Below are 23,724 nucleotides of genomic sequence, written 5' to 3' on the forward strand. Positions count from 1 at the left end.
CAAACTTCTGCCGCTTGTGGCTGCCATCGATGGGCCACACGACACCCCACGACGGCTCGGCTGCCAATTAGGAGATGCGCACGGTCGCTTCGTAGGGAATCGACAGCGAGGTCTTCCGTGGTACGTCCGCACAGCCCGACACACGGAGGAACCGCGTGGCCGCCGGCTGCTGTCTCGACGGTCGCCAAGGATGAGCCGGAGCTACTCCAGCTCCTCGCCTACATCCTGGAATTGGGCGACGAGGTGACGCGGGGCATCGACCTCGCCGACGGCGAGGCTGCCCTGGTGATCGCGGTGCTCCTCAACCACAGCCAGCGCGCCTTCTGCATCTCCGGACGGGCCATCAACCGTGCCTCCGAGGGCTACCGCGGCGAGGACAAGACTGATGCCAAGGACGCGGCGGTGATCGCAGACCGGACCCGCATCCGCCGGGACCTGCAGGTCCTGCGGACCGGCGACGAGACCGCTACCGACCTCAAGCTCCTCACAGCCCACCACTCGGACCTGGTCGGCGACCGCACCCGCACCGTCAACCGCCTCCACATCCACCTGACCGGCATCTTTCCCGCGCTGGACCGGGTCCTGGACCTCATTAACGCCGGGCCGTTGATGCTTCTGACCGGCTATCAGACCCCGGCCGCCCTGCGTCGCCTGGGCACGAAACCGCTGGCGAGCTGGTTGCGGAATCGCGGCGTTCGTGGTGCCGGCCAGATCGTGGAGGCGGCGCTGGAGGCCGCCTCAGGCAAGCGCACCAGCGTCCCGGGCGAGAAGACCGCAGCCCGGATGGTCCATACCCTGACCGCCCAGGTCATAGCCCTCAACCTGCAGGTCGCCGAGATGGACAAGCTCATCACGGCCCGGTTTCGTGATCCCCGCGGTGCCGAGATCCTCGCCATCCTGACGGGCCTGGGCCCCATCCTCGGAGCCGAGTTCCTGGCCGCCACGGGCGGCGACATGGCCGCCTTTGCCAGCCCGGACCGCCTCGCTGACTTCGGCGGAGTCGCGCCCGCGCCCCGCGACTCCGGCAAGATCAGCGGCAACCTCCATCGCCCGCAACGCGACAACCGCAAGCTCCAACGGGTCTTCTACACCTCCGCGTTGATCAGCATCCGCTGCTGCGAGGAATCCCGGCGCTTCTACGACCGCAAGCGCGCCGAGGCCAACCGCCACACCCAGGCCGTCCTCGCCCTCGCCCGGCGACGGGTCAACGTCATCTGGGCTCTCCTGCGCGACCAACGCTGCTATCAGCCAATCCGGGCTGGGACGCCGGAGTTGGCTGCGACGCACTGAGCCCGGGTCGCGGTAAGTCACCAGCCCCACATACTTCTTGGACGCGCCCGCACGGCTTCGATCTACGGCATGCTCTCTGCTATCTCGAATCCGGACATCTCATCCCAAGGGATGGCGTTCCAGAGGCGGATCAATGCCACCCAGATGCGGTTGACGAGCGGCCAGTCAGGAGTGTCCCCGGTGAAAGTGATCGTTGCGAGCATGTCGCAGCCCCAGATGCCCTGTTCGTTTTCCGGTGATGCAGCGATCACCGACTCCGCGATCCAATCCGCTCATACGTGGACCTCAAGTGCTAGCGAGTCAGCCGCGCGATGTCCGGCGAGTCCCCTGGTCGCCAGCGAGCACACGGCAACCTCGTCCCATAGGGACCAGACCGTTGCGTCAAGAGGAGATCACCAACAGGCAGGATTCGTCCAGGAGGCGGCTGATCGCCGCCTGCCCGCTCTCCTCGCCTGATCGACAGAAGAACGTGAGTTGGTATGCCACGTTCGGATCCCTCCTCCCCAACGGCTCGTCCCGATCACGATAGAGGCCGTCACTCCATGCCTCTGGGGGTTAGGCGACGGCGCTCGCGAGGGCCAGCGGGGCTTGACATACGGCATGAGGAATCGGTGACACACGCTAAGTTCCATCGCGCAGGGCACTCGCAGCGAAGGTTGAGCAATTTCACCGAACTGTCCCGTCTCAAGCGATCTGGCCCTAGTCTCAGCTGATCTGGTCCGTGGACGGGGAAGCTGTGTCAGCTGTATCCCGCAACTCGTGCCAGGGATCCGCGCCTGATGCGTTGTCCGTGGTGAATGCGATGATCGAGGTTGGCAGCGTGAGCACGCTGGTTTCACGACTCGGGGACGGCTCGTATGGACAGGTGGCAGGAGCTTTCGGTACTGGTGGAGGAGCGACTGAAGGCGGCGTCGACCGGCGAACGTGGCGTGTTCACTGCTGGCGTTGCGGAACGGCTCATGAGCTGGCACGAGGCCCTGCCCGATGACGAGCAGGCGCCGTTCACCGTGGGCCTTCGCCCCCTGTTGAACTCGGTATGGGACGGCGTCCTCGGTGACACGACGGCCTTCTCGGCGGTGAAGCGCGGTGTCGCCGAGTACATGCTCAGTGAGTACTGCCACAACGACGGGCAGGACGGCCCCGATGACGCGGACGAGGCGGCCGCAACTGCGACGTTGGATGCCGCGCACGCCTATCTGTTCGGCTGCTACGACTTCGCCAACTGGACCAGCCGCCGGGCGGTGGACGCCATTGACCAACACCTGGAGTACCTCGCCGAACAGGAAGAAGGCGAACTCGTCCCTGATACGGACGAAGCGCTGGCTTCCGAGTTGCAGCGGCAGCTGCGGGATCTCGACCTCATTGCGAACTACTCGAAGGAGCTTCGCCACTCCACCACGGGACTGCCCATCGACACCTCGATCCGACTCCGCGTGGAGCTTCGAACTCCTCTCTCTAGCCGGGCATGAGCGCCCCAGCAGACCTCGCAGCGCCGCAGCCCCTGCATCAGGCCGGCCGCCAGCAAGGGGGTCGCGAGCCGCCCGCCGCAAGGAAGTGCAGCAGACTCGGAAGTACCAACTGTCTGGTTTCCTGCGGTGCGGCAGGGTGAACCTGTCAGGTGAGATCTGCGCGTCTACCCTGGTCGGGAACCCAGTGACCCAAAGGACGCCGCATGGCGCCTACTCGTGCAACTCGTCCAACTGTCGCGGTCTCGCCCGGCGGATGGACAAGGTGGATGAAGCCATCATCGAACTCGTCCTGAAGGTGCTCTCGGAGCAGTACGCGGCCAAGAGGCCGGAGATTCGGATCTGGCACGAACAGGGCACTCTCGACTCTTTGTTGGAGCGGAAGCGCCTTCTCAAAGAGGCGTACAATGCTGGGACGATCCAGCCGGCTGACTTCTTCCAGATGCTTCCCGACCTGGAGGGGCAGATCCAGGAGTCGGAGAGCGACCGGGCCGCGTTCCTGGGCGAACAGGAAGCGCGGAACTTCCTAGCGGGTTTCACACGCGAGCGTCGGGAGCAGTTCGACCTGCGACAGGTAATTTTTCGCGGCGCCCCTAAACGAGGCCGGTCCACCAGGCCCTCCAGCCGGCCGGCGACGAACCGGGACCGCCATTTACGCACCGTCTCCCGAGAGACACCCAGGTCATCCGCAACCTGCGCGTTCAAACGGCCCTCCGCACACGCCAACACGATCCTCAACCGCAACACCAGCGCCTGAGAGGCGGTCTGCTTGCGCAACCAGCCCCGCAACACACGGCGTTCGTGAGCAGACAAGTCCAACGGCAACGGCTTAGGACCAGGCACCGACCTAGCTACAACCGCAAGTGAACTACCGACTCAGGACACTAGATCGCGTGACCGCAACTGTCGCCCACCCTGCACGAGGCACGAGACCCGAGCCGGTCGTACGATACCGACACATTCCGAAGAATGCAGACCGTAGCCCCGGCTCCGCTTGATGGCGCTTCCGATACGACTCGACAGGCATGCAACCAGAGCCTCAGCTTGATGTCATGCGATCGGTCGGCGTAAGCGTCACGGTGCCCCTGACTAGGGTGACGTTCCCTTGCAAGGGAACATCACCCTAGCTGGATTTCACTGCTCTTCTACTAACGCTTTCCCGCGACCAAGGCATAGATAGCGGCGGCGAGACTGAGAACACCGACCCACATGAAAAGGGTGCGGTTGACAAACTTGAGAGTTTTTCCTGCCACCTCGCCACTATGCCGAGTGGCCGCCTTGGCAGGTCCATTTGTGGCGAAAAGAGCCAAGGCGATGAAGATTAGCCCAAGTGCGGTCGCAAATATGACGAATCCGATCATCGCCAAATCTCCTCTCTATATGAATTCGACCTCTTGTCGTTTAGCCGAATTCCCTATTGACAAAATCCTCGCCAGCGTAGGAGGCAAATCCTTCGGCAACGAGACAGCCAGTTCCCACTACAAGTCCGCCCACGCCGGTTGTTACTCCGAATCCCACTGCGATCGATGCGCAGGTCGCACCTGTCATGGCACCCGCAGCTTCTCCGGCCAGTGAGGCGACGGCACCCACGTAGTTGCCACTGCGGATGTTTGTACCGATGTCGTACACGGTCTTGATCTTGTCCAGACCATCGACGAGATCGCCCAGAACATTCTTTCCGGTGGGATCGGTGTTGTTGATGGGGTCGTCGCCTGCGTAGGCGTAGCGGTTGCCCTGGGCGGGGTCGGCGAGGAACGAAAGTGCGTCCTGGGTGGTGAAGCGGCCGGTGATGGGGTTGTACCAGCGTTGGCCGTATTTGATCCATCCGGTGGTGCGGTCGTAGGTGCCGCCGACGTAGCGGTAGGGGTTCTGGGCTGCGGCTGATCCGGTGGCGGTGGTGGTCTGGTAGGCGCCGTAGGGGTCGTACTGGTAGACGGTGGAGGTGACCGTGGACTGGTTGATGAATTCCACCCGTGACGGCGGCCAATGCTTTTCGGCACAAGTGAAGAAAACTGGGGCGGGTATGACAGGTGTGACTTCCCGGTGGTGCATGGGTCCGTCGAAGGACCCCCGCGGGTATGCCACGCAGCCTTGCCCTCAGACGGTCCAGCGGCGCACCGACCGCAAAGAGCCATTAAGCCGCCGCAAGGAGTTATTTGTGCGTCCGGCCCATCGTGTGGTGGCGCGGACACTGACCGGGCGGCCGACTGGCCAGATCGGGCTCTAGGAATCCGGTTGGGCCCGCCCGCGGACGATGCGTATCCTCTCGGACCATGTGCTACCACGCGTTCAACGGTGCCTTCCGGCACTACGTATGCATCGCGTGCCGGCTCTCCTTCAAAGGCACCACATGGCCGATCCGGAAGCGCATCTGTCCTGGCTGTCGTGAACAGCTCGTCTTCGCCGGCTACGACTTTGCTGCGCCCCGGCGACGCGACACGAAGGCATGGTCAGTTGTTGCGACTGTGCTCGCGGAGGGGCTGACCTACGATCACCGCCCCGGCTGCGGCTGCTCACGGCTCCCCTCTTTCCGGCCCCGGACCCGAGCTCAGGTGCGTGTCCGGCGCCGCGCAGCCGAGCGGCTGGGCCTGCCTCTGTCGGTGACTCTCGCTCGACACGACGCCTTCACCTCGGAGAGCCGCGACGTGCAACCGCCCTCTCCGTCGGCCGCGAAGCGCGATACGACCTGAGCGCCGCGGCGACGCGGCAAGCCGCGCTGGCCATGTGAGCGGTCAGGGCGTGGTTCGCCTTGAGACGATCCCGCTGTGGCTGGAATGATCACGGCAGCGGAGCCGTCCTGGATACCCCCGTTCACCGGGCTGCGCTCGCGCGACTTTCGAAAGCTGGTCACGCTGTTGCGCCGAGAAGGCGCCAATCGAACTCGCCGCGGGCGTCCCTGGTCACTGCCGCTGGAAGAGCGGGTACTTCTGGTCACCGCGTACTGGCGGACCAACCTGACGTTGCGGCAGCTCGCCCCACTGTTCGGTATCTCCAAGTCATCCGCCGACCGGATAATCGGCCACATCGGGCCGCTGCTGGCACTCAAGCAGCGGCAGCGGTTCCACGCCGGCACCGTGCTCATCGTGGACGGCACATTGGTGCCTACCCGCGATCACAGCATCGCCGAGCAGTCCAAGAACTACAGGTACGCGACCAATCACCAAGTGGTCGTCGACGCTGACACACGGCTGGTCGTTGCGGTCGGACGACCAGTGCCGGGCAACCGCAACGACTGCAAGGCATGGGCGGGTGCGAAGGCAGCCGTCGACAGGACCACGACCGTCGCCGACGGCGGCTACCAGGGCACTGGCCTGGTGGTCCCGCATCGTCGGCCCGCGGGCGGCGAACCGTGCGGATGGAAGCATGAGCACAACCGCTCCCACAAACAGGTCAGGGCTCGTGTAGAGCACGTCTTCGCGCGCATGAAGACCTGGAAGATCCTTCGCGACTGCCGACTCAAGGGTGACGGTATCCACTACGCGATCTTGGGTATCGCCCACCTGCACAATCTTCGTCAGGCCCGCTGATCGGACGGCCGACCGGCAACCAGGAGCGCACAAGATCAATTGCGGGACAGCCCTTACTCCCTGAGTGTCGGCGTTCCGCCTCGATGCGCGCGATAGGGGCGCTGCTGCTGATGATGGCCGCGGCCCGGGGCAAAGGGCCGGAGAAACTTCCCCTCTTGCGAGTCTTCTTCCCGCTTCCCCCGGGAACGTTGCTGTGCTCATCGGTGTACTCGCGCCCGGTGTTGCGGCGGTCACGCCGTTTGGGAGCGGGTTGAGGTGATCACGATGGATGTGTAGGGCATGGTGGCGTGGCCGCCGAGCTTGTCGATCGCGGTCCCGGCGCTGTCCAGGACCTCCGCCATTTTGTCTGCGGGGAGTTGGGTGAGGCCGCCGAAGGTGGGGAGCTGGTCGAGCCACTCCTCTCGGGAGTAGGTGCGCTCCCAGGCGAAGTGCCACTGTTCGGGCTCGCTGAAGCTGCCAGTCTGCCGGATCCCGTCGGCGATTTTCGCGAACAGCGGCTGGTAGGCGTCCACGGCCGAGCCCCTGAGCAGGCCGGGGTTGAACGGGGAATCGGGGGCGACCCGTTGGAGTGCTTCTGCGAGGGCGTCGATCACCTCGGCCGGGAGCTGGGGGACGTGGTGGAAGGGGGCGAGTCGGCCGCCGGGCTTAAGCACCTGGGCCGCCTTGGCCGCGCCGGCGACGGGGCCCACCCAGTGCCAGGCGGTGCCGGCAATGACCGCGTCGAACTGCCGCCCGGCCGGCTGCCAGTCCTCGAACGTGGCGACCTCGACCTCGATACGGCTGCGTCGCGCGAAGGCGGCCATCCGCTCGTCGGGCTCGACACCGAGCACCGTGCAGCCGGCCGCCTGGAACTGCCGGGCCTCGATGCCGGTCCCGGCTCCGACGTCGAGTACGTGCCGGCCGGGGCTCGCCGCGACGATCCTGTCCACCAGGGCCTGGGGATACGGCGGTCGGGCGCGGTCGTAGCGTTCGGCGTCCACTCCGAACGACTCGGCTGTCTGCCGGTGGCGGTGGGGCTCGGGGCCGGACTCGGACGGCTGTCCCTGCGATAAAGTGGGCATGCGCCCACACTAGTGGGCGCATGCCCACTTGTTAAGGCAGAGCGGCGCGGAGAGGGAGACAATGCCGTCAGGGGTGCACATTCACAACGTGCGCGGTCAGTTGTTCGAAGCCGCCGAGCGTGTCCTGCTTCGGGACGGGCCTTACGCGTTGACCAGTCGGGCGGTCACGGAGGAGGCGAACTGCGCCAAGGGTGTGCTGCACCGGCACTTCACCGATTTCGACGCTTTCCTGGCAGGACTGGTCCTCGACCGCGTCCGCGGCATCGAGGACCGGACCACGACTCTGCGCGCGGCCGCCGGCACCGGGAGCGTGGTGGACAACCTCGCCGACGCGCTGCAGGATCTGTTCGGGCCGGTCACGGTGGCGATCGTCGCGCTCATCACTTTCCGTGACGGCCTCCGCGCCCGGCTGCGCGAGGCCGGTCTGACCGGCATCCCACTCGCCATGCAGGGCACCGCCATGATCGCCGCATACCTCACCGCCGAGCGGGAGGCGGGGCGTCTGGCCGGTGACGCCGACATCGACACACTCGCCCCCACCCTCGTCGGGGCCGGGCACCTGCTATTCGCCGACCGGACAAGCGCCCCACCGCAGACCGCCGCCGTCCACAAGATGGTGACCACCGTCATCGCCAGCGCCTTGCGACCACTCCCATCGTGACCTGAGCGCACAGGCCGCACGCCGCCGCCAGCGGCAGACAGCTCCCAGATGAATCGTACCGGGAGCAGCATGAGGCGCAGTCAGAAGCAAAGAGCGGAATAAGGGGGCGCTCTCTTCCCCCCGCACGCCCCGGTGTGAGCGCCCGCACCTTTTCGCCCGAGTCCCTCTTCACGCCAGAGATGCAGAGAATCCCGCCCCATCGGAGAGCCTGCCGTGCCGGAGAAAAGCGGCACTTCAGTGAGCGTTTTCAGAGTGGCCGCCGATGGGGTGATGGCGGCGAGGGCGCGACGCACGAGGCACCCGTGCCGTTGAGGGAGGTGTTCGACGTCTCAACTCATCAGCGCAGGTGCCTCGTTGGTTCCCTGTCCTGCCGCACTCGATCTGCCTCATCGAGGGCGGCCAGAACCCCGACGACGCGCTGATGGTCCGGCGTCAGCGCCGCCACCCCCATGCCTTCACTCCCTGGCCGGCATCACCGTCCCCGGCAGCGCCCCACCCCTCAACGACGGTGAGGGCGCCTTAACCCGCTGCCGGACCCACGTCCCCCTCACGATCCTCCGGCGAACCCACTGCCGACGACATCACCGAACCTCCACGACCGAGACGACATGTCTTGTCCTGTCGGCCACGGAACTCACGACGCCACGCCTGACCAGCGGAAAGTCAGCGATCCGATGGGGAAAGACAACGGCCTTTTAGAGATCGTCTCAGTTGGTCAACCTCCGGTAGCAGATGAGGGTCGCGGCGATGCCGGCGAAGGCGAGGAAGTGCTCGGCCTTGCGTTCGTAGCGGCGGTGAAGACGACGGCACCCGGACAGCCAGGCCACCGTCCGCTCCACGGTCCAGCGGTAACGGCCGAGACGCTGGGAAGATTCGATGCCCCTGCGCGCGATGCGCGGCGTGATGTTCCGAGAACGGAGCCATTTCCGCAGGTGTCGTAGTCGTAGCCCTTGTCTCCGTGCAATTTGGCCGGACCGCGGCGACGCGGTCCACGGCGGGAGCGGATGGGCGCTATGCCTCGGACGAGGGGTTCGAGACCCTGGCTGTCGTGGGTGTTGGCAGCGGAGATGCCGATGGAGAGGGGCAGACCTGTCCGTTCTGTGATCAAGTGGATCTTCGAGCCTTTCTTGCCGCGATCAACAGGATTCGGGCCTGTCAGCTCCCCCCTTTGAGGGCTCGCATGTTCACGGAGTCGATCGCGCACCTCGACCAGTCCAGCTCCCCGCGGGCGCCGAGCTCGTCCAGCACCAGGCGGTGGAGCTTCGCCCACACCCGCGCCGCGGTCCACTCGGAGAACCGCCGGTGGACCGTCTGCCATGAGGCACCGAAGACAGGCGGCAGCTGCCGCCAGGTGCACCCTGACGTGGCGACAAAGATGATCGCGGCGAGCACCGCGCGATCGTCGACCCGTCGACGACCGCCGCCTTGCGGCCGCGTGGGGACCTGCGGTCTCACAGCCCGGAACAAATCCCATAGTCCCTCTGGCACCAGCCTCTCAACGAAGGCCATCGAGTACAGCCCCCTCCATCGGTGCCGGAGCCACCGAGGTGTCCGGAGCAATAGTCAAGACTTGTGGGTGGGGCTCTCCGACTCGGATGCGGTGATCTCGTCGGTCGCGAGCCGGGCTTCTTCGCGCAGCTCCGGGTCGGGGTGGTCGAGGAACGGCTCGATCAGCGGCCGGGCCCGCGGGTTGTGGGTGGCTCCCAGGATGTAGATCGTGTGGGCGAGGGGTTCAGGTTCCATCGTCGACAGAGCGGCCGCCAGCGGTTCGACGAGGTCCAGGGGCAGGTGGTGATGGTTGAACGCCTCGCTGATCGAGTTCAGAGCGGACTCGCGGACCCTGGCCACCGGTTCGTTGACGGCCAGGCTGACCAGGCGGGCGACGACCAGGCGGGCGGTGTCCGTGTCGAGTGCGGTGCCGCGCAGGAGGTCCCCGAGACCGCCAGCGGCGACATCCCGGCGGCTCGGATCGTGGTCGGTCAGCCCTTCGAGTGCCGCGAACATGTCGTTCATGCCGCCACCTCGGACCGCTCGACCAGGACGCCGTTCTCGAAGCGTGCGCCGGCGCGGACCAGGGGCACGAGGTGGGCGCCGGTGATCGCGCGCCATCGCGCCTGGGCGGACTCGACGAGCTTGAACACCATCGCGAGCGCGGCCGCCGGGCTGCCGGCACCGCGTGTGACCTTGGTTCGGAGCTTGACGGTGGAGAATGTCGACTCGATGGGGTTCGTGGTCCGCAAGTGGATCCAGTGTTCGGCCGGGAATTCGTAGAACGCGAGGAGTTCGTCCCGGTCTTCGGTGATCTTCGCGACGGCCTTGGGGAACTTCGCGCCGTAGGTCTTCGTGAACGCCTCGATCGCCTTCTCGGCGTGGCCGCGGTCCTCCGCGTTGTAGATCTCCTGCATCGCCTTCACCGCGCCGGGTTGCGCGGACTTGGGCAGGCAGTTGGTGACGTTGCGGGATTTGTGAACCCAGCACCTCTTCGACCTGGCGGCTGGGAACATCTCGGCGAGCGCCCGCCAAAGGCCCATCGCGCCGTCGCCGATCACCAGCTCGGGGTCGCGCATGCCGCGTCGGCGGCAGTCCCGCAGCAGGTCGGCCCACGACTCGGTGGACTCCCGCAGGCCCTCGGCCAGGGCGATGAGCTCCTTGGTACCGTCCAACCGGACGCCGAGCAGGACCAGGACACACGAGTGCGCCTGCCCGAGCCGGACCTTCGGGTGCACGCCGTCGGCCCACACGTAGACGAAGTCCCGGTCGGACAGGTCCCGGGTCTGGAAGACAGCGTGGTCGTCGCTCCACTGCCTGGTCAGCCGGGTGATGGTGGCCGGCGACAGGCCTGCGGCGTCGCCGAGAAACTGCTCCAGGGCGGGGACGAAGTCCCCGGAGGACAGTCCGTGCAGGTAGAGCAGCGGCAGCACCTCGGAGATCTTCGAGGACTTGCGGCACCACGGCGCGAGGATCTTCGAGGAGAACCGCTTGCGCTCGCCCGTGGCATCGTCGACGCGTCGGTCATCGACCCGCGGGGCCCTGACCTCAACCGGGCCGGCAGCGGTCACCACGGTGCGGGGCCGGTGGTGGCCGTTGCGGACCACCAGACGGTGCCCGCGCTCGTCGGTCTCGGCAGTCAACTCGGCTATGTACTGGTTGACTTCCGCCTCCAGCGCGGCGGCCAACATCCGCCGGGCACCCTCGCGGACGATCTCGTCGATCAGGGAGCCGGTCTCGGTGGAACCATCGGCATTCACTACGCTGAGCAAGGGCGTACCTTCCCGACCTGCGCTGCAACGCGGGTCTACTCGGTGACTTCTCGATCATCACCCTGGAAGGTACGCCCTTCACGTGCCCCCAGGAGCTGATCCACAAGTCCTGAGCATTGCTCCGGCATGTTCAACAATCCGCACTACGCCGCCCGCTGGGACGCCAAGCGCCAGGGGTACGCCCAGCACGGGATCCTTCCCGGCCCCGGCGGCGGCCCCTCCGGAATCCTGCTGGTCACCGACGACCGCGACGGAGTCTACGAGCCCGCCTGGGAGGCGGAGTTCAAGGCGCTCTAACGGAGCCAGTGCGGCTCCACAACACCCGTCGCCGACCCCGGTCCTGACCCGGCTGATCGAGCTCAAAGCCACTTCGGGCCAATTGGATCTGTCCTTCGTACCAGCCCGCGCCGCAGACTGCCGCTGGTGATGTCGAAGAAGCTACGCGGGAGAGTGCAGGCATGACAGGGAGTTCCCTGAGCCACCAGTTCGGCGGGCATCCGCACGGGTCCGGTAACAGGCAGCCTCGTGTCGCCATCATGGATGTGGGGTTGGGCATGTTGGCCACAGCCGCAGCGGTTCGACGATTGCGTCCTGATGCCGATTTGGTGCTGGCTACCGATCCGGATGGCATGCCCTGGGGGGTGCGCTCCCCGGAGGATCTGCGAGGGCGGGCGCTGATGGTGGCTGAGTCGGCCTTTGCCTATGAACCGGACTTGTTGATCGTTGCCTGCAACACGGCGACTCTGCATGCTCTGCCTGCTATCAAGGAATACCTCGAGCCGAGAACGCGCGTGGTGGGGACGTTGCCCCCAGTAGAGGCCGCAGCCGCAGCGGGTGGTCCGCTGGCGGTGTGGGGCACCGCAACGGGGATCGGCAGCCCGCAACTGCGAGACCTCATAGAACAGTTCGCGGCAGGCTTATCGGTGACGCAGGTCGCATGCCATGGTCTGTCAGATGCGATCGAACGCGCAGACAGCGCAGCCTTGGCAGATGCCATCGCCACCGCTGTGGAACGTACTCCGGTCGATGTTCAGGCGGTTGCGCTCGCATGCACGCACTACGAACTGGTCGCTCCCCAGATCCACGCAGCTTTGCAGGCCGCAGGCAGAAGCGCGCCCGTTCTCCATGGTTCGGCGGCCCAGTTGGCTAACCAGGCCCTTGTTCTGTTGGGACTTCAGCCGGACCCAGGTGTGCCAACGACCGGGAGTCTGACGGTCTTGCGCAGTGGCCGGACGGAGTCTCTTCCCCAGGCTGCAGGCGCATACCTGGAGGGCCGCGTTTTGCAGTCATTCCCCGCTGTGGACACAGGCGTGGCCTGACGAGCCGTAGCTGCTGCGCCGGAGCCCCTTTTCCACAACTGGTCAGTTGATCCTGCTGGAGTTGGTGTGAAGCTTGCAGAGCAGGTGAGCGAACACGAGGGCGTACGTTCTGACAGCTATCGCTGGGTGGTTCTCGCGATTGCTACGTTCACCCAGGCTTGTGCTTGCTTCTTCGTCCAGGGCATCGGATCGATCACCGTCGTCCTGCAGCGTGATCTGCATCTGAACACGACGCAGATCGGGCTGCTGGTGACTTCCGCGCAGCTGATTCCACTGGCGGGACTGCTGGTGGCGGGCGAGCTGCTGGACCGCTATCCCGAACGGTGGGTAGTGGGCGGAGGCAGTGTCATCGTGGCCCTTGGACTTTTGGCTGCGGGCTTGGCGCCCGGGTATGGGTGGCTGCTGGTGTTCTTGCTGATAGTGGGAGCGGGTTACAGCACTGCTCAACCCGGGGGGAGCAAGTCGGTGGCGTCGTGGTTCGCTCCCTCGCAGCGCGGGTTCGCGATGGGCATCCGTCAGGCCGGCTTGCCTTTGGGCGGTGCGCTGGCGGCGGCGACTCTCCCATGGCTGGCGAACTCTTACGGCTGGCGGGCCCCGCTGGTGGGCTCAGGAGCGCTGGCACTGGTCGGCGGTGCAGTCTTCATGGGGTTCTACCGCTCACCCGCTGTTTCCTCGACGCCCTCAAGGGACGGTCGCTCGGTTCGTGAGCAGGTCGCGGCGCGTCTGGACGTGGCCCGCACACCGGAGATGGTCACCATCATGCTGTCCGGAGTGGCCATGACGTCGGTGCAGTACGGGCTGCTGCTGCTGACGGAGCTTTACCTGCATGCAACGGCATCGGTGACCGCAGGCGGTGCTGCTTCCTATCTGTTAGTGGCCCTCAGCTTCGGTGTCGTCGGGCGGATCACGCTGGCAGCCTGGAGCGATCGCTCCTCCAGCCGGTCCGTACCCGTCCTGACGTGTATGAGTTGCACGATCGCTGGTCTGGTGGCCCTGGCATGGGTGCCGTTGCATTCCGGGCTCGTGATCGGTTGTCTGATGGCCTGGCTCGGGTTCTTCGGGTTCGGCTGGTACGGGCCTTGGGTGGCCTACGTGGCGGACTGCGCACCCCCGGGCAAGTCCGGCTTCGCGCTGGGGTGGGCGATGGCGGTCAACCAGATTGCCGTGATCCTGGTGGCGCCGGCCCTTGGGTTGGTGAGAGACACAACCGGGAGTTTCACTCCCGACTGGACCGCCCTGTCCCTGCTCGCTCTTACTGCCCTGGGCGCGATCGGCTGGAAGAGCCGAACCCGCAGACCCGCCTGATCGGCTTCAGCGGTCTCACACATCGCCGAGGAACCCGTACGCCTGTGCGCCTGCCGTTGCCATCCAGGGCCCTCTGGAGGGAAGTTGACTGACCGAAACCGCCCGCCGTCCACCGCAGGTACCAAACGGAGCCTGGGGAGCAAGCAACTTTCTGCCCTGCTCCCGCAGTCCTCTGAGCGCGAACTCTCCTATCGGATGCTGGCCGATGCCATCGGCCGGCTCATCCTGGACGGACAGATCGCCCTGCGGGTCCGACTGCCGTCAGAACGCGGTCTCGCGGTTGTCCTCGGTATAAGCCGCACCACTGTCACAGCTGCCTACAACCGCCTGCGGGAGGCCGGGTTCGCGCACAGTCAGCGCGGCTCGGGTACGTGGACAGCCCTGCCCAGCGGCCGGACGCTGGCAAATATCGCCCGCACCGTCGCAATCGACGGTGCCACGATCGATCTCGCTCGCGCCGCGCCAGGTCTATCGGACGATGTCATCGCCCAGGCTCTGATCGCGGTGACACCGGATCTGGCCGCCCACGCCCGCACCCCGGGCTATCACCCGCACGGCCTGCTCGAACTCCGCGAAGCCATCGCCGCGCACTACACCGTGCGAGGTCTTGCCACCACCCCCGAGCAGATCCTTGTCACCAGCGGCGCTCAGCATGCACTCACCCTTGTCCTCTCGCTCCTCTGCGGTCCAGGCGACCGCGTTCTCATCGAAACTCCTTCCTACCCCAACGCGCTTGAGGCCCTGCGCCGGCACCGGTTGCGCCCGGTGTCGGTGCCGGTCGGCGACCATGGTTGGAATACCGGTGTCCTGGACGCCACGCTGCGACAAAGCGTCCCCCATCTGGCTTACCTGATCCCCGATTTCCACAACCCCACGGGCCTGTTGATGCCCGACGCGACACGCGCCCATCTCCTGCACGTTGCGCAGCACACCGGCACCTGGCTCGTCATCGACGAAACCCTGGCCGAAGTCGCCCTCGATGTTCCGCCGCCCGTACCGTTCGCGTCGCACGCTCCCCCTCGCGATGCTTCACGCGTCATCACTCTCGGGTCGATGAGCAAGACCTATTGGGGCGGGCTGCGCATCGGCTGGCTGCGTGCCCCCTCCGACCTGGTCGACGAACTCGCCTCGGAAAGGATCGCCAATGATCTCGGCGGTTCTGTCCTCGACCAGCTCATGGCCCTGCATCTGCTCAAACAGGCAAGAACACTGCTGCCGCCCCGCTTGGAGCAACTCCGCCTCCAACGAGACGCCCTGAACGCCGCACTCGCCACGCACCTGCCCGAGTGGTCCTGGCATCTTCCCCCAGGCGGCCTGTCCCTATGGGTAGACCTCGGCCATCCGATTGCCAGCACCATCGCCGGACAAGCCCGCGACCGCGGCATCCGCATCGAGAGCGGCTCCTGTTTCTCCATCGACCCTGGTGTTTGCGAAACCCGTCTGCGTATTCCCTACACCCTGTCCCCTGCTGTATTGAACGATGCGGCCGAACGCCTTGGTGCAGCAGTCGCAGAGGGCGGCACCAGCCCGCCGCCGCGCCGCCGACCGCAATGGATTGCCTGAAGGCATGAATGGTCCCCAGCAGTCCGCTGACCCGGCTGCTGGGGTGAGGTGCGCAGGTAGGCGTGGCCGCGCTCGGCGTAATGAAGCGGATAGGTTCCCAGCGACTATCGCGGCACGTGATCAGACGGTTGTTGCGGTGAGCCCGCTGGTGACCGCCGGTCCGGGTCCTGCGGAGCGGTAACTGGGTTCGGTGACGAAGTGAGGCAAGGGTTTCCGTGCTGCAGACCGACAGGAGCCGCGCCTTGGGGGCAGGTGGGGCGGCCGTACGCGTTGCGGACATGTCCGGCCGGCAGCCGTCGCAGAAGCACAAGGCTCGGCGTAGCCGGTGGTGAGGTCGCCTTCGAAGTGCCTGGGATCCTGGATCGGCTGCTTCCACTGACCGCTGTCTGGTCAGCGTGCCGCGGCCGACGAGTACGAGTGGGGCAGTTCCTGATTCTTGCGGGCCGGCGGCTACGCCGGGAGCGAGTTGCTGGGCCGCTAACCAGATCTAGCGCGGTGGCGGTCGGCCGCACGGGCGCGGGGACCGACATGATCTGCCGATGTTTGTTCAACTGCCGCGATACGCAGTTGAACAAACCGCTGTCAGGCACCAGCCATGGTTGATCGTGGATCGGGCACCGGTCATGCTGTTCTTCCAGTCTCTTCTGGAACCGCACATCGAAGAGAACCGAATCGAACACTAGACGAATTTTTATGAGGCATTCCCGAAATGACAATTCTTGGCATATCGCACATAGAGCTGTACACACAAAGGGCTTCTACCAATATCGCCTTTTTGATGTCCCGCCTCGGGTTCACACGGGTCGCTGACGTGGTTGAGGTCGACGGGAGCTCCGTTCTTCTCAGACGCGGCCAGGCCCATGTGATCGTGACTTCAGGCTGGGCGGCAGCTCAACCGGCGCGTCAGCCCGGTCCGGTGGTGGCGGGCATCGCCCTGCAGTGTGAAGACGTACACGAAACTGCCAGCGCAGCTGCCGCTTGCGGTGCCATGGTCGAATCGGGTTCACGTGGTCAGGTCATCGTGCGGACGGGCTGGATACATCACACACTCACGCTGGAAGGCCCTGAGGCAGCCCTCTCCCTGGGTCAGCGCAACTGGATACCGCATCCCCACGCCGTGGAGCAGGCGGCCCAGGCCCACATAGGCCGTATAGAACTGGATCTCGGCGGGGATGAGTTCGATATTTACTCCGCCCTGTGCGAGAAAGCCTTCACCATGACAAAAATTGACTCGCCTATCAATGGTTACCGAAGGCTCCGCTTTTACACCAGCGGAGCGGACCAGATCGAGTTCACTGTCACAGACCGCCGTTCATCGGCAGCGGGATCCAGTTCCGGCGTGACGGGGATATATTTCCTCTCCGGAGGAACATCTCCGGGAATCCAGGAAGACAGCAGGCAGGGGCTGTTGTTCGTTTCCGGTTCCATGGTGCTGGCACCAACAGTCAGCAACTGCGCGGCTGTGCTGAATTCAATGCAGAAGTGAGCGCTTCAACGTCCCGTATGCGGGTGGAGGCGGCTGTCGCAATTAACGTTAAGCGGTTGGTCTGGACTGTACCGGCGGAGGATCCGCCAGAATTTCGGCCATGCCGGGCAACGTGGCGAGGCTGAGCAGTGGACAGGGACTTCACGCTGAGATGCGCCAGGCGCACACGCTTCCGGTGCAAGGCCAGCCACGTTGGGCTCAGTTTTTCCGTCATCACCCTTGTAACGGGGAATGAGTTCTGGCCTGCCGCGGCCCCCTTCCCTCCCGTGCGGGTCCCCGCATCCAAGCCTGTGCAACGGTCCTTCTCAGCCAGTCCGGACCGGCCTGTGCGGGATTCCGGGCCGGTTTTAGCCCGGCTGGCAACCATCGCCGCATGACTGGCTGTTAGCAGCTCTAGACAGATGGCAACGATGGCACGACCATGAATGCTGCGCACATCGACTGACGTATGCCCTAGACGTATTCACAGTAAGCCGGATGCAACCGCCGAGAACGCACGTGGGCTGCCGGGACAGCCGGACCGCTCGGTGCAATGCCGTCGGAGCCGACTGACACTTGTTGTGTTCCTGTCGCGAGCAGCAAAACATGTCCTATTTGTGAAAAATGACCCCAAGGGGGAAGGATGTCTCAACCTGATGTTGAGACAGACGTTCCAGCACCACAGTTCGGACCAGCAGCGCGAAGAAGACCGGCCAGCAAATCCACATTGCCGACTGGCAGAGCACCGACAGCTTTCGTACCGGTCACGTCAGTTCTGCCCGGGGAGTCACCACGCTTGCGGGGGATCGACCAGGAGCACCTCAACAGGCTGGTGGAAGTGGAGGAACCTTTCCCTCCTATCGTGGTGCATCGGGTGGGCATGCAAGTGATTGACGGCATGCACCGTCTCCTGGCGGCCGTTGCGAAGGGCCTTGACGTCATCGAGGTGGAGTTCTTCGACGGGTCACCAGAAGACGCCTTCCTGCGTGCGGTCGAGAACAACGTCGCGCACGGCCTCCCCCTCTCACTCGCGGACCGGCGGGCGGCCGCAGCTCGGATCATCGCCTCCCACCCCCAGATGTCGGACCGTGCTGTCGCGGCGGCCTCCGGGCTCGGCGCGAAGTCGGTTGCCGCGATCCGCCGGCGCTTACCTGCCCCTGGACAGCCGCTGAACGCACGCGTCGGGCGCGACGGCCGGATGCGCCCCGTGAACAGCACTCAAGGACGGCTGCGCGCCGCTCAGGTACTCAAGGAAAAGCCCGACGCCCCGGTACGTGAGCTGGCACGGATTGCCGGCATTTCTCCTACGACAGCAAGCGACGTGCGCCGCCGCGTCCGAGCTGGCGAAGTGCCTGTCCCGGAGAGACAACCGCCCACCCCTGCGCAGCCGGATCCGATGCCGCCATCTGAAGGCGGGGCTCCTTCCGCGGATGAGCCCAGCGGTCTTGTGCTCGAAAAACTCACGACCCCACCACCGGCCAGCCCCTGGTCCTGCGCACCACCACCGGCACCGAGGCGTACTACATCATCGACGGCTTCGGATCCCCCGTGGAATTCATCAACCAGTCCACGGTCACTTCCACCGTCTATCAGTACGACCCCTACGGCGCCTATCAGACCACCACCGCCACCGGCTCCGCAGCGGCCCAGAACCCCTACCGCTTCGTCGGCGGCACCTACGACCGCACCACCGGCTGGATCAAATACGGCCAGCGCTGGTACAACCCCACCACCGGCCGCTTCACCAGCCAGGATGCACACTCCTTCCTCGCCGACCCCGCCCAGGGAAACCGCTACGCCTACGCAGGCGACGACCCCATCAACAACGTCGATCCGACCGGCGAGGTGCCCTGGTCGAAATATGCGACGTCCTGCTTCAGGGGTGGAGCTCAAGGAGCGCTCGTCGCAGGACTCACAGGAACCGCCACCACGGGAATCGGCCTCGCCACTGAGGCCGCGACCGGCTGCGCCATCGATACAGGGCTGGACATCGTGGGCGACTACGGGCCCAGCGGTTCCGGCGACGCCTCCGAAGCCGTGAGCTTCCTCAACGACGCAAAGGACGCCTTCAAACTAGGGGCAAGCCTGTTCTGACCTGGTACGCCTGGGGGCCGGGTACCCTTGCCCGGCCCCTGAACCGAAAGGAACCCGGTGAATATCTTCGTCTGGCTCGTCATCGTGGTGGTTGTCGCCGCCCTCATAGCATTCCAACTTTTCATGCGAACCGGAGGTATGCAAAAATACAGGAAACGGAGGGGCAAAAAGTGGTGACCGATAGCACGGCAATCAGCTCCGGGCAGGGGACCGAACCCCAGGCGTATTATTTGGCTTTCAGCGGGGCCGTTCTGGGAATAACCGTGCTCGTAGTTGCCCTAGTGGCTTTCTTCTATTTTCTTATCGTTCTACTCACTCGAAAGCGCTAGGAGAACCAAGCCGTATCGGGAGGGGCCGGAACCACCGTCAAATGCGCGAAAAACGCGCTGCGCAGCTCGTAGCCAGTCAGCCACCAGGAGGAGCAGTGAGCACCTACAGGACCAGAGTCGTTGCGTGGTTCGCATCTGTGGCTGTGGCCATAGTGGCTATGTTCCTGTTCGTCCCCTGGGCCCAGGACGAGCTCAGCAAGCCGCTCCGCGTCACTATCGCAATCGTCCTCCTTGTTGCAATCCTGGCATCGCTGATCTGGGTCAGCCGAGGACAACGCAACAAGAAATGACCGGGAGCATTGATCTATGAGGGAAGCGGGAAATTTCATTTCCCGCTTCCCTCATATTAAAGAAAATAGCAGATCGAACCCTTCTGTTTTCATCAGAGGTGGCGAGAAGGCCAATATGCCGACCTCGCCCGGCGGCCGACTCTTCAGCCGCCGCCCTGGGACTCGCCGCTGTCAGTGAGCCTTTTCCAACCTGCCGGTGGGCGCGTGCAGTTGGGGTGACAACGTGGCGAAGCCCCTGGTAGATGGGTTTTCGACCAAGAAATCCGTCTCCACCAGAGGCTTCGTGTGCTTGTCTACCCGTCGGGCGTCGACGTGTCCAGTTCTGCCCTGCGCTTCCTGTCCGCCAAGCTCCGTCAGCGCCGCCGGGAGCGCGGCACCCGCTGGCGGCGCCTGAGTGCCGGCCGCCAGGCCCTGCTCACTCTCGTCCATCTCCGCAACGGCCATCCGTATGCCCAGCTCGCGGCCGGGTTCGAAATCGGGACCACGACGGCATACCGCTACGTCACCGAGGCCGTGGACCTCCTGGCCGCCCTCGCACCCACCCTGGCCGATGCCGTGCGCGCCGCGTCGACGAAGGCGTTCGTCCTCCTGGACGGCACGCTCCTGCCCATCGACCGCATCGCCGCGGACCGGCCCTTCTACTCCGGGAAGCACAACAAACACGGCATGAACGTGCAGGTCCTCACCGATCCGTCCGGCCGACTGCTGTGGGCCTCACCGGCCCTGCCCGGCGCCGTCCACGACATCCGAGCAGCCCGCGAACACGGCATCATCGACGCCCTCGCCCAGGCCGACATCCCCTGCTGGGCCGACAAGGGCTACCGCGGCGCCGGCGGAACCGTCCGCATCCCGTACCGGGGACGATGGGAGACCCTCTCTGCCGGTCAGCAGGCGGTGAACCGGTCCCACGCGAAAATCCGCGCCCTCGTCGAGCAGGCCATGGCGACCCTCAAGAACTGGCGACTCCTGCGCAAACTCCGGTGCTCCACCACCCGGATCACCAGCCTCATCCAAGCCGTCCTCACCCTGCATCTGACCAGCTCAAACCCATGATGGAAAAGGCTCACTGACACGCTCTCCGTAGAGGCGCCTCCGCGCAGGCCACGACAACCTATACTGACCGGTGCCTTCATCCGGTAATTTCCTCTTTTCTAGGAGATTTCGTGGCACTGCGAGAAGACATACTGGCGAGCTTTCCCGTGTACGACTGCGACAGCTCGCTCGCTCCCGTCACCTCCCCGATGACCCTCTGCGGAGACGGCGACCGTAAGGTCACGGGAATCGGGCTCACGCGAGGAACTCGGACCCGCACCGAGCCCTGGATTTCCGTTTTCTCGTTCTCTCCCCAATTCAAGCGGGGCGTCGAGTTCGCAGACTACGCAAACTGGGCATTGCTGCACCTGGTAGAAGACCTCTCCCTCGATCTTCCTGAGGGACCGGTACGCAAGTGGGTAATCCGCGACGTCTCGTACCTCACGTCCATCGACCCCGACGGCCAACCTCACTCCATCACCATCGACGGAATCGCAACCCCCGCGCGGCGCTGGAACGTCCCGGGAGAAGGCTGGGTGGTGGCAGCTCCCCACCCAGGCGGCGGAGTAGCTGTCAGCGCACACTGCGTCGACGAAGTACCCGAATTGATCCGTGCCGAAGAAGCCGTATGGAAGTCAGCCATCCAAACTGAAGTGCGGGAATTCACGAGCGGCGCGATCTAGGTTTACCGGCGACGGCGTCACTCGACGCCGTCGAGGAAGGCTCAGAATCCACCATGCGTCCACGCGACACCAATCCCAACCCGACCGCACGCGAACGGCTGCGGCTTGAGCGGGAACAGCAGGCAAAGCATGACCGGATACGCCGACAACTAATTGCCGGTGGAGGTGTCGTCACGGCACTGATCATTGCGGCAGGCGTCACCGTGTTCGCCACGACTCGGGACGACGCAGAGGCAACCGCAGAGAAACCGCTGGTCCAACCCGCCAACACCAGCGGGCAGGAAGGCGCCACCTTGGTACTGGGCCACGCCAAGGACAGGTTGGACCTATACGAGGACCCACGCTGTCCCGTCTGCGCCGAGTTCGAGCAAAACGTAGGGCCGGAAGTTCTCAAGGGGTACCGGGACGGCCGCTACCGCCTTTCGTTCAACTTCCGCAACTTCCTTGACGCCAGGTTCGGGGGACACGGGTCACACAGGGCACTCGAAGCACTCGGAGCCGACCTCAATGTAAGCCGGGAAGCATTCTTAGACTACCATGCCGAGCTTTACTCCAAAGAGAATCACCCTTCGGAGGAAAATGACAGGTTCAACAGCACCAGCTATCTCCTCAAGATCGCGGATAAAGTGCCGGCACTGAAGGGCAGCGCGAAGTTCGAGACGGCAGTGAAGGAAGGCACCTTCGCCACCTGGGCCAACCGAATGGTCGAAAATTTCAACACGAGCAAAATCGCCGGCACGCCCACCCTGAGGTACAACGGACGAACCGTCGCCGGATCGAGCGGCACGGCACCTATGACGCCCCCGGACTTCACCCAGGCGCTGAACGCCGCCAGCGAACCGTAAGCCACGCCACCGAAGACAGGCACACAGTTGGCTCCTACCGGGAAAGGATGTTCGGCGACGGCCAGACGGCCCTCCGCCGAGCCCTCACCTCCCTGGTCCACGCCGCCACATACAGCAATGGCGTCGCCCCTGACTTCCGCGAACTGGTCGAGAACGCCGCAACCCTGCGGGCCGCCAGCACCCCCACCGCGAACGAGCGCGGCAGCGGAACCACCACCGCCGAGTTCGTCATGGCGATCCAGGACATCCTGGACTTCGGCAAGAACGCCCGCCCCAACAACCCGCGAGTGGACCTGGCACTGCAGCGCTTGGAGATGATCGTCGCCGACTACAAGGCGTGGGCCAACGCAACCCGCTGACCCGATCTCCTCCTGCTGGCCGGCGACCTGCGGTTGTCGGCCAGCCGCATGCCGTCGGCGCTGACACCTAGGGCGTTTCGTTTGGATCATCGGGCGGACCAGATGAAGATGCCGGCGAGGTGGAGTCCGGCGAGGTAGATGGTCGCGGTCTTGTCGTATCTCGTGGCGAGGCCGCGCCACTGCTTCAAGCGGTTGATGCACCGCTCGACGGTGTTGCGCTGCTTGTAGGCGTCACGGTCGAAGCCCGGCGGTCTGCCGCCGCGGCTGCCCCGGCGGAGTCGGTGGCCGCGCTGGTCGGCCGGGACGGGGATGACTGCCCGGATGCCGCGTCTGCGGAGCTGGTCGCGGATGGCGCGGGAGGAGTACGCCTTGTCGGCCAGGACCACATCGGGTCGGGTGCGGGGCCGCCCGCGCAGGCGGGGGACGCGCAGGCGGGCCATGACGTCGGGGAAGGCGGGTGCGTCACCGGCTTGCCCGGCGGTCAGCACGAAGGCCATCGGCCTGCAGCGGTCGTCGGACGCCAGGTGGATCTTCGTGGTCAGTCCTCCGCGGGATCGGCCGATGGCATGGTCGTGCGGCTCGCCGGCCGGGACCCCTTTTTACGGGCCCCGGCCGCGTGCTGATGCGCGCGCACGATCGTGGAGTCCACCGAGACGGCCCAGGTCAGGTCCTCATCCGCGTCGGCCCGGGCCATCAGCGCGGTGAAGACCCGCTCCCAGGTGCCGTCCACCGCCCACATCCGCAGCCGGTTGTACACCCCGCGCCAGTTGCCGTACTTATCCGGCAGATGGACCCACTGAGACCCCGTCTGAAACTTGAAGGCGATCGCATCGATCACCTCACGGTGATCCCGCCACCGCCCACCCCGCCGAGGCGTCCGGTCCGGCAACAACGGCTCGATCCGCGCCCACTGCGCGTCGCTTAACGGCACACCCGGACCAACGATCAGATGATCCGAACGAAACGGCCTAGGTGTATTGATCACGAGCGTTGTTGACATGTGCCGGTGCTTGATCATGGCGAAGACCTCCGGTGTGGTGGAGCTGTCTAGGAACGCACCGCCCGGAGGTCTTCGTGTCCCACCGTAATGCCCGGCTGACCATTCATGGCAGACGGATCCTGGTCGAGCGGGTGCTGTCGGGTCGGCCGGTCGCCCATGTCGCTGCTGAGATGGG

Annotated in this window: 21 protein-coding genes and 3 pseudogenes; 15 read left to right on the top strand and 9 right to left on the bottom strand. The window is 65.2% G+C overall.

Features of this window, described 5'->3' with window-relative positions; all coding sequences use genetic code 11:
* Positions 1-157: 157 nt before the first annotated feature.
* Positions 158-1,290: pseudogene (locus tag ACIOC1_RS25530) on the top strand (IS110 family transposase); the annotation flags it as partial.
* 62 nt (positions 1,291-1,352) lie between these two features.
* Here ACIOC1_RS25530 and ACIOC1_RS25535 read toward each other — a convergent pair.
* Complete coding sequence (locus ACIOC1_RS25535; protein ID WP_401856461.1) at positions 1,353-1,541, bottom strand: hypothetical protein; 189 nt, start codon at positions 1,539-1,541, stop codon at positions 1,353-1,355.
* Positions 1,542-2,147: 606 nt separating this feature from the next.
* Between ACIOC1_RS25535 and ACIOC1_RS25540 the strand changes: the two genes are divergently transcribed.
* Positions 2,148-2,759: a hypothetical protein gene (locus tag ACIOC1_RS25540; RefSeq protein ID WP_401856462.1), complete on the top strand. Its 612-nt coding sequence runs from the start codon at positions 2,148-2,150 to the stop codon at positions 2,757-2,759.
* A 210-nt stretch (positions 2,760-2,969) separates the two neighbouring features.
* Here ACIOC1_RS25540 and ACIOC1_RS25545 read toward each other — a convergent pair whose 3' ends face one another.
* The 3 genes from ACIOC1_RS25545 to ACIOC1_RS25555 all read right to left on the bottom strand — a co-directional run bounded on the left by ACIOC1_RS25545 (position 2,970) and on the right by ACIOC1_RS25555 (position 4,727).
* Positions 2,970-3,599 (bottom strand): helix-turn-helix domain-containing protein, encoded by a 630-nt coding sequence (locus ACIOC1_RS25545; protein WP_401856463.1) that lies wholly within the window; start codon positions 3,597-3,599, stop codon positions 2,970-2,972.
* Positions 3,600-3,904: 305 nt separating this feature from the next.
* On the bottom strand, positions 3,905-4,117 hold the full coding sequence (locus tag ACIOC1_RS25550) for a hypothetical protein (protein WP_401856464.1): 213 nt from the start codon (positions 4,115-4,117) through the stop codon (positions 3,905-3,907).
* 40 nt (positions 4,118-4,157) lie between these two features.
* The gene (locus tag ACIOC1_RS25555; protein ID WP_401856465.1) at positions 4,158-4,727 is read right to left on the bottom strand and encodes an RHS repeat-associated core domain-containing protein; all 570 of its coding nucleotides are present in this window, start codon (positions 4,725-4,727) and stop codon (positions 4,158-4,160) included.
* 794 nt (positions 4,728-5,521) lie between these two features.
* Here ACIOC1_RS25555 and ACIOC1_RS25560 point away from each other — a divergent pair.
* Positions 5,522-6,283, top strand: a complete 762-nt coding sequence (locus ACIOC1_RS25560) for a transposase (RefSeq protein WP_401856466.1) — start codon at positions 5,522-5,524, stop codon at positions 6,281-6,283.
* Between the two features lie 230 nt (positions 6,284-6,513).
* Here the strand turns inward: ACIOC1_RS25560 and ACIOC1_RS25565 are convergent, their stop codons facing one another.
* Entirely contained in the window at positions 6,514-7,344 is an 831-nt protein-coding gene (locus tag ACIOC1_RS25565) for a class I SAM-dependent methyltransferase (RefSeq protein ID WP_401856467.1), read from the bottom strand.
* 73 nt (positions 7,345-7,417) lie between these two features.
* Here ACIOC1_RS25565 and ACIOC1_RS25570 point away from each other — a divergent pair, with 73 nt between their 5' ends.
* Positions 7,418-8,005, top strand: coding sequence for a TetR/AcrR family transcriptional regulator (locus ACIOC1_RS25570; RefSeq protein ID WP_401856468.1), 588 nt, complete (start codon positions 7,418-7,420; stop codon positions 8,003-8,005).
* Between the two features lie 707 nt (positions 8,006-8,712).
* Here ACIOC1_RS25570 and ACIOC1_RS25575 read toward each other — a convergent pair.
* The 3 genes and pseudogenes from ACIOC1_RS25575 to ACIOC1_RS25585 form a co-directional block, all read right to left on the bottom strand.
* Positions 8,713-9,514: pseudogene (locus ACIOC1_RS25575) on the bottom strand (IS5 family transposase).
* 54 nt (positions 9,515-9,568) lie between these two features.
* On the bottom strand, positions 9,569-10,018 hold the full coding sequence (locus tag ACIOC1_RS25580; protein WP_391052713.1) for a HEAT repeat domain-containing protein: 450 nt from the start codon (positions 10,016-10,018) through the stop codon (positions 9,569-9,571).
* Positions 10,015-11,265 (bottom strand): IS256 family transposase, encoded by a 1,251-nt coding sequence (locus tag ACIOC1_RS25585; RefSeq protein WP_401856469.1) that lies wholly within the window; start codon positions 11,263-11,265, stop codon positions 10,015-10,017. The genes ACIOC1_RS25580 and ACIOC1_RS25585 overlap by 4 nt, the downstream gene beginning before the upstream one ends.
* A 126-nt stretch (positions 11,266-11,391) precedes the next feature.
* On the opposite strand from ACIOC1_RS25585, the gene ACIOC1_RS25590 reads away from it, so the two are divergent.
* From ACIOC1_RS25590 to ACIOC1_RS25635, 10 genes are all read left to right on the top strand, one after another.
* Positions 11,392-11,562 carry a hypothetical protein gene (locus ACIOC1_RS25590; protein WP_401308864.1) on the top strand — a complete coding sequence of 57 codons (171 nt, stop codon included), beginning with the start codon at positions 11,392-11,394 and terminating at the stop codon, positions 11,560-11,562.
* Between the two features lie 161 nt (positions 11,563-11,723).
* On the top strand, positions 11,724-12,584 hold the full coding sequence (locus ACIOC1_RS25595; protein ID WP_355342780.1) for an aspartate/glutamate racemase family protein: 861 nt from the start codon (positions 11,724-11,726) through the stop codon (positions 12,582-12,584).
* A 66-nt stretch (positions 12,585-12,650) separates the two neighbouring features.
* Positions 12,651-13,889, top strand: a complete 1,239-nt coding sequence (locus tag ACIOC1_RS25600) for an MFS transporter (RefSeq protein WP_401308867.1) — start codon at positions 12,651-12,653, stop codon at positions 13,887-13,889.
* Between the two features lie 84 nt (positions 13,890-13,973).
* Complete coding sequence (locus ACIOC1_RS25605; RefSeq protein ID WP_401856470.1) at positions 13,974-15,452, top strand: PLP-dependent aminotransferase family protein; 1,479 nt, start codon at positions 13,974-13,976, stop codon at positions 15,450-15,452.
* A gap of 709 nt (positions 15,453-16,161) precedes the next feature.
* Complete coding sequence (locus ACIOC1_RS25610; protein WP_401856471.1) at positions 16,162-16,938, top strand: VOC family protein; 777 nt, start codon at positions 16,162-16,164, stop codon at positions 16,936-16,938.
* A 1,527-nt stretch (positions 16,939-18,465) separates the two neighbouring features.
* Positions 18,466-19,011 (top strand): RHS repeat-associated core domain-containing protein, encoded by a 546-nt coding sequence (locus ACIOC1_RS25615; protein ID WP_401856472.1) that lies wholly within the window; start codon positions 18,466-18,468, stop codon positions 19,009-19,011.
* Positions 19,012-19,915: 904 nt separating this feature from the next.
* Positions 19,916-20,683, top strand: coding sequence for an IS5 family transposase (locus tag ACIOC1_RS25620; RefSeq protein ID WP_401308880.1), 768 nt, complete (start codon positions 19,916-19,918; stop codon positions 20,681-20,683).
* Between the two features lie 110 nt (positions 20,684-20,793).
* Positions 20,794-21,345 (top strand): hypothetical protein, encoded by a 552-nt coding sequence (locus tag ACIOC1_RS25625; protein ID WP_401856473.1) that lies wholly within the window; start codon positions 20,794-20,796, stop codon positions 21,343-21,345.
* Positions 21,346-21,398: 53 nt separating this feature from the next.
* A complete protein-coding gene (locus ACIOC1_RS25630; RefSeq protein ID WP_401856474.1) occupies positions 21,399-22,190 on the top strand; it encodes a thioredoxin domain-containing protein in 792 nt (263 codons plus the stop codon).
* Between the two features lie 47 nt (positions 22,191-22,237).
* Entirely contained in the window at positions 22,238-22,549 is a 312-nt protein-coding gene (locus ACIOC1_RS25635) for a hypothetical protein (RefSeq protein WP_401856475.1), read from the top strand.
* Between the two features lie 86 nt (positions 22,550-22,635).
* Here ACIOC1_RS25635 and ACIOC1_RS25640 read toward each other — a convergent pair.
* Positions 22,636-23,495 (bottom strand): IS5 family transposase gene (locus ACIOC1_RS25640; protein WP_401856481.1). Its coding sequence is split into 2 segments (ribosomal slippage): positions 22,636-23,138 and positions 23,138-23,495, totalling 861 coding nucleotides; the frame shifts between segments, so codons are not numbered across the junction.
* Positions 23,496-23,623: 128 nt separating this feature from the next.
* Here ACIOC1_RS25640 and ACIOC1_RS25645 point away from each other — a divergent pair.
* Positions 23,624-23,724 (top strand): annotated as a pseudogene (locus ACIOC1_RS25645) (IS481 family transposase); the annotation flags it as partial.

Origin of the sequence: Streptomyces sp. NPDC088197, from assembly GCF_044741185.1 — a bacterium.
Taxonomy (GTDB): domain Bacteria; phylum Actinomycetota; class Actinomycetes; order Streptomycetales; family Streptomycetaceae; genus Actinacidiphila.

Coding starts and splice junctions, on each gene's coding strand:
- ACIOC1_RS25540 (WP_401856462.1), top strand. CDS start 2,148: ATGGACAGGTGGCAGGAGCTTTCGGTACTGGTGGAGGAGCGACTGAAG.
- ACIOC1_RS25550 (WP_401856464.1), bottom strand. CDS start 4,117: ATGATCGGATTCGTCATATTTGCGACCGCACTTGGGCTAATCTTCATC.
- ACIOC1_RS25565 (WP_401856467.1), bottom strand. CDS start 7,344: ATGCCCACTTTATCGCAGGGACAGCCGTCCGAGTCCGGCCCCGAGCCC.
- ACIOC1_RS25580 (WP_391052713.1), bottom strand. CDS start 10,018: ATGAACGACATGTTCGCGGCACTCGAAGGGCTGACCGACCACGATCCG.
- ACIOC1_RS25590 (WP_401308864.1), top strand. CDS start 11,392: ATGTTCAACAATCCGCACTACGCCGCCCGCTGGGACGCCAAGCGCCAG.
- ACIOC1_RS25595 (WP_355342780.1), top strand. CDS start 11,724: ATGACAGGGAGTTCCCTGAGCCACCAGTTCGGCGGGCATCCGCACGGG.
- ACIOC1_RS25610 (WP_401856471.1), top strand. CDS start 16,162: ATGACAATTCTTGGCATATCGCACATAGAGCTGTACACACAAAGGGCT.
- ACIOC1_RS25630 (WP_401856474.1), top strand. CDS start 21,399: ATGCGTCCACGCGACACCAATCCCAACCCGACCGCACGCGAACGGCTG.
- ACIOC1_RS25635 (WP_401856475.1), top strand. CDS start 22,238: ATGTTCGGCGACGGCCAGACGGCCCTCCGCCGAGCCCTCACCTCCCTG.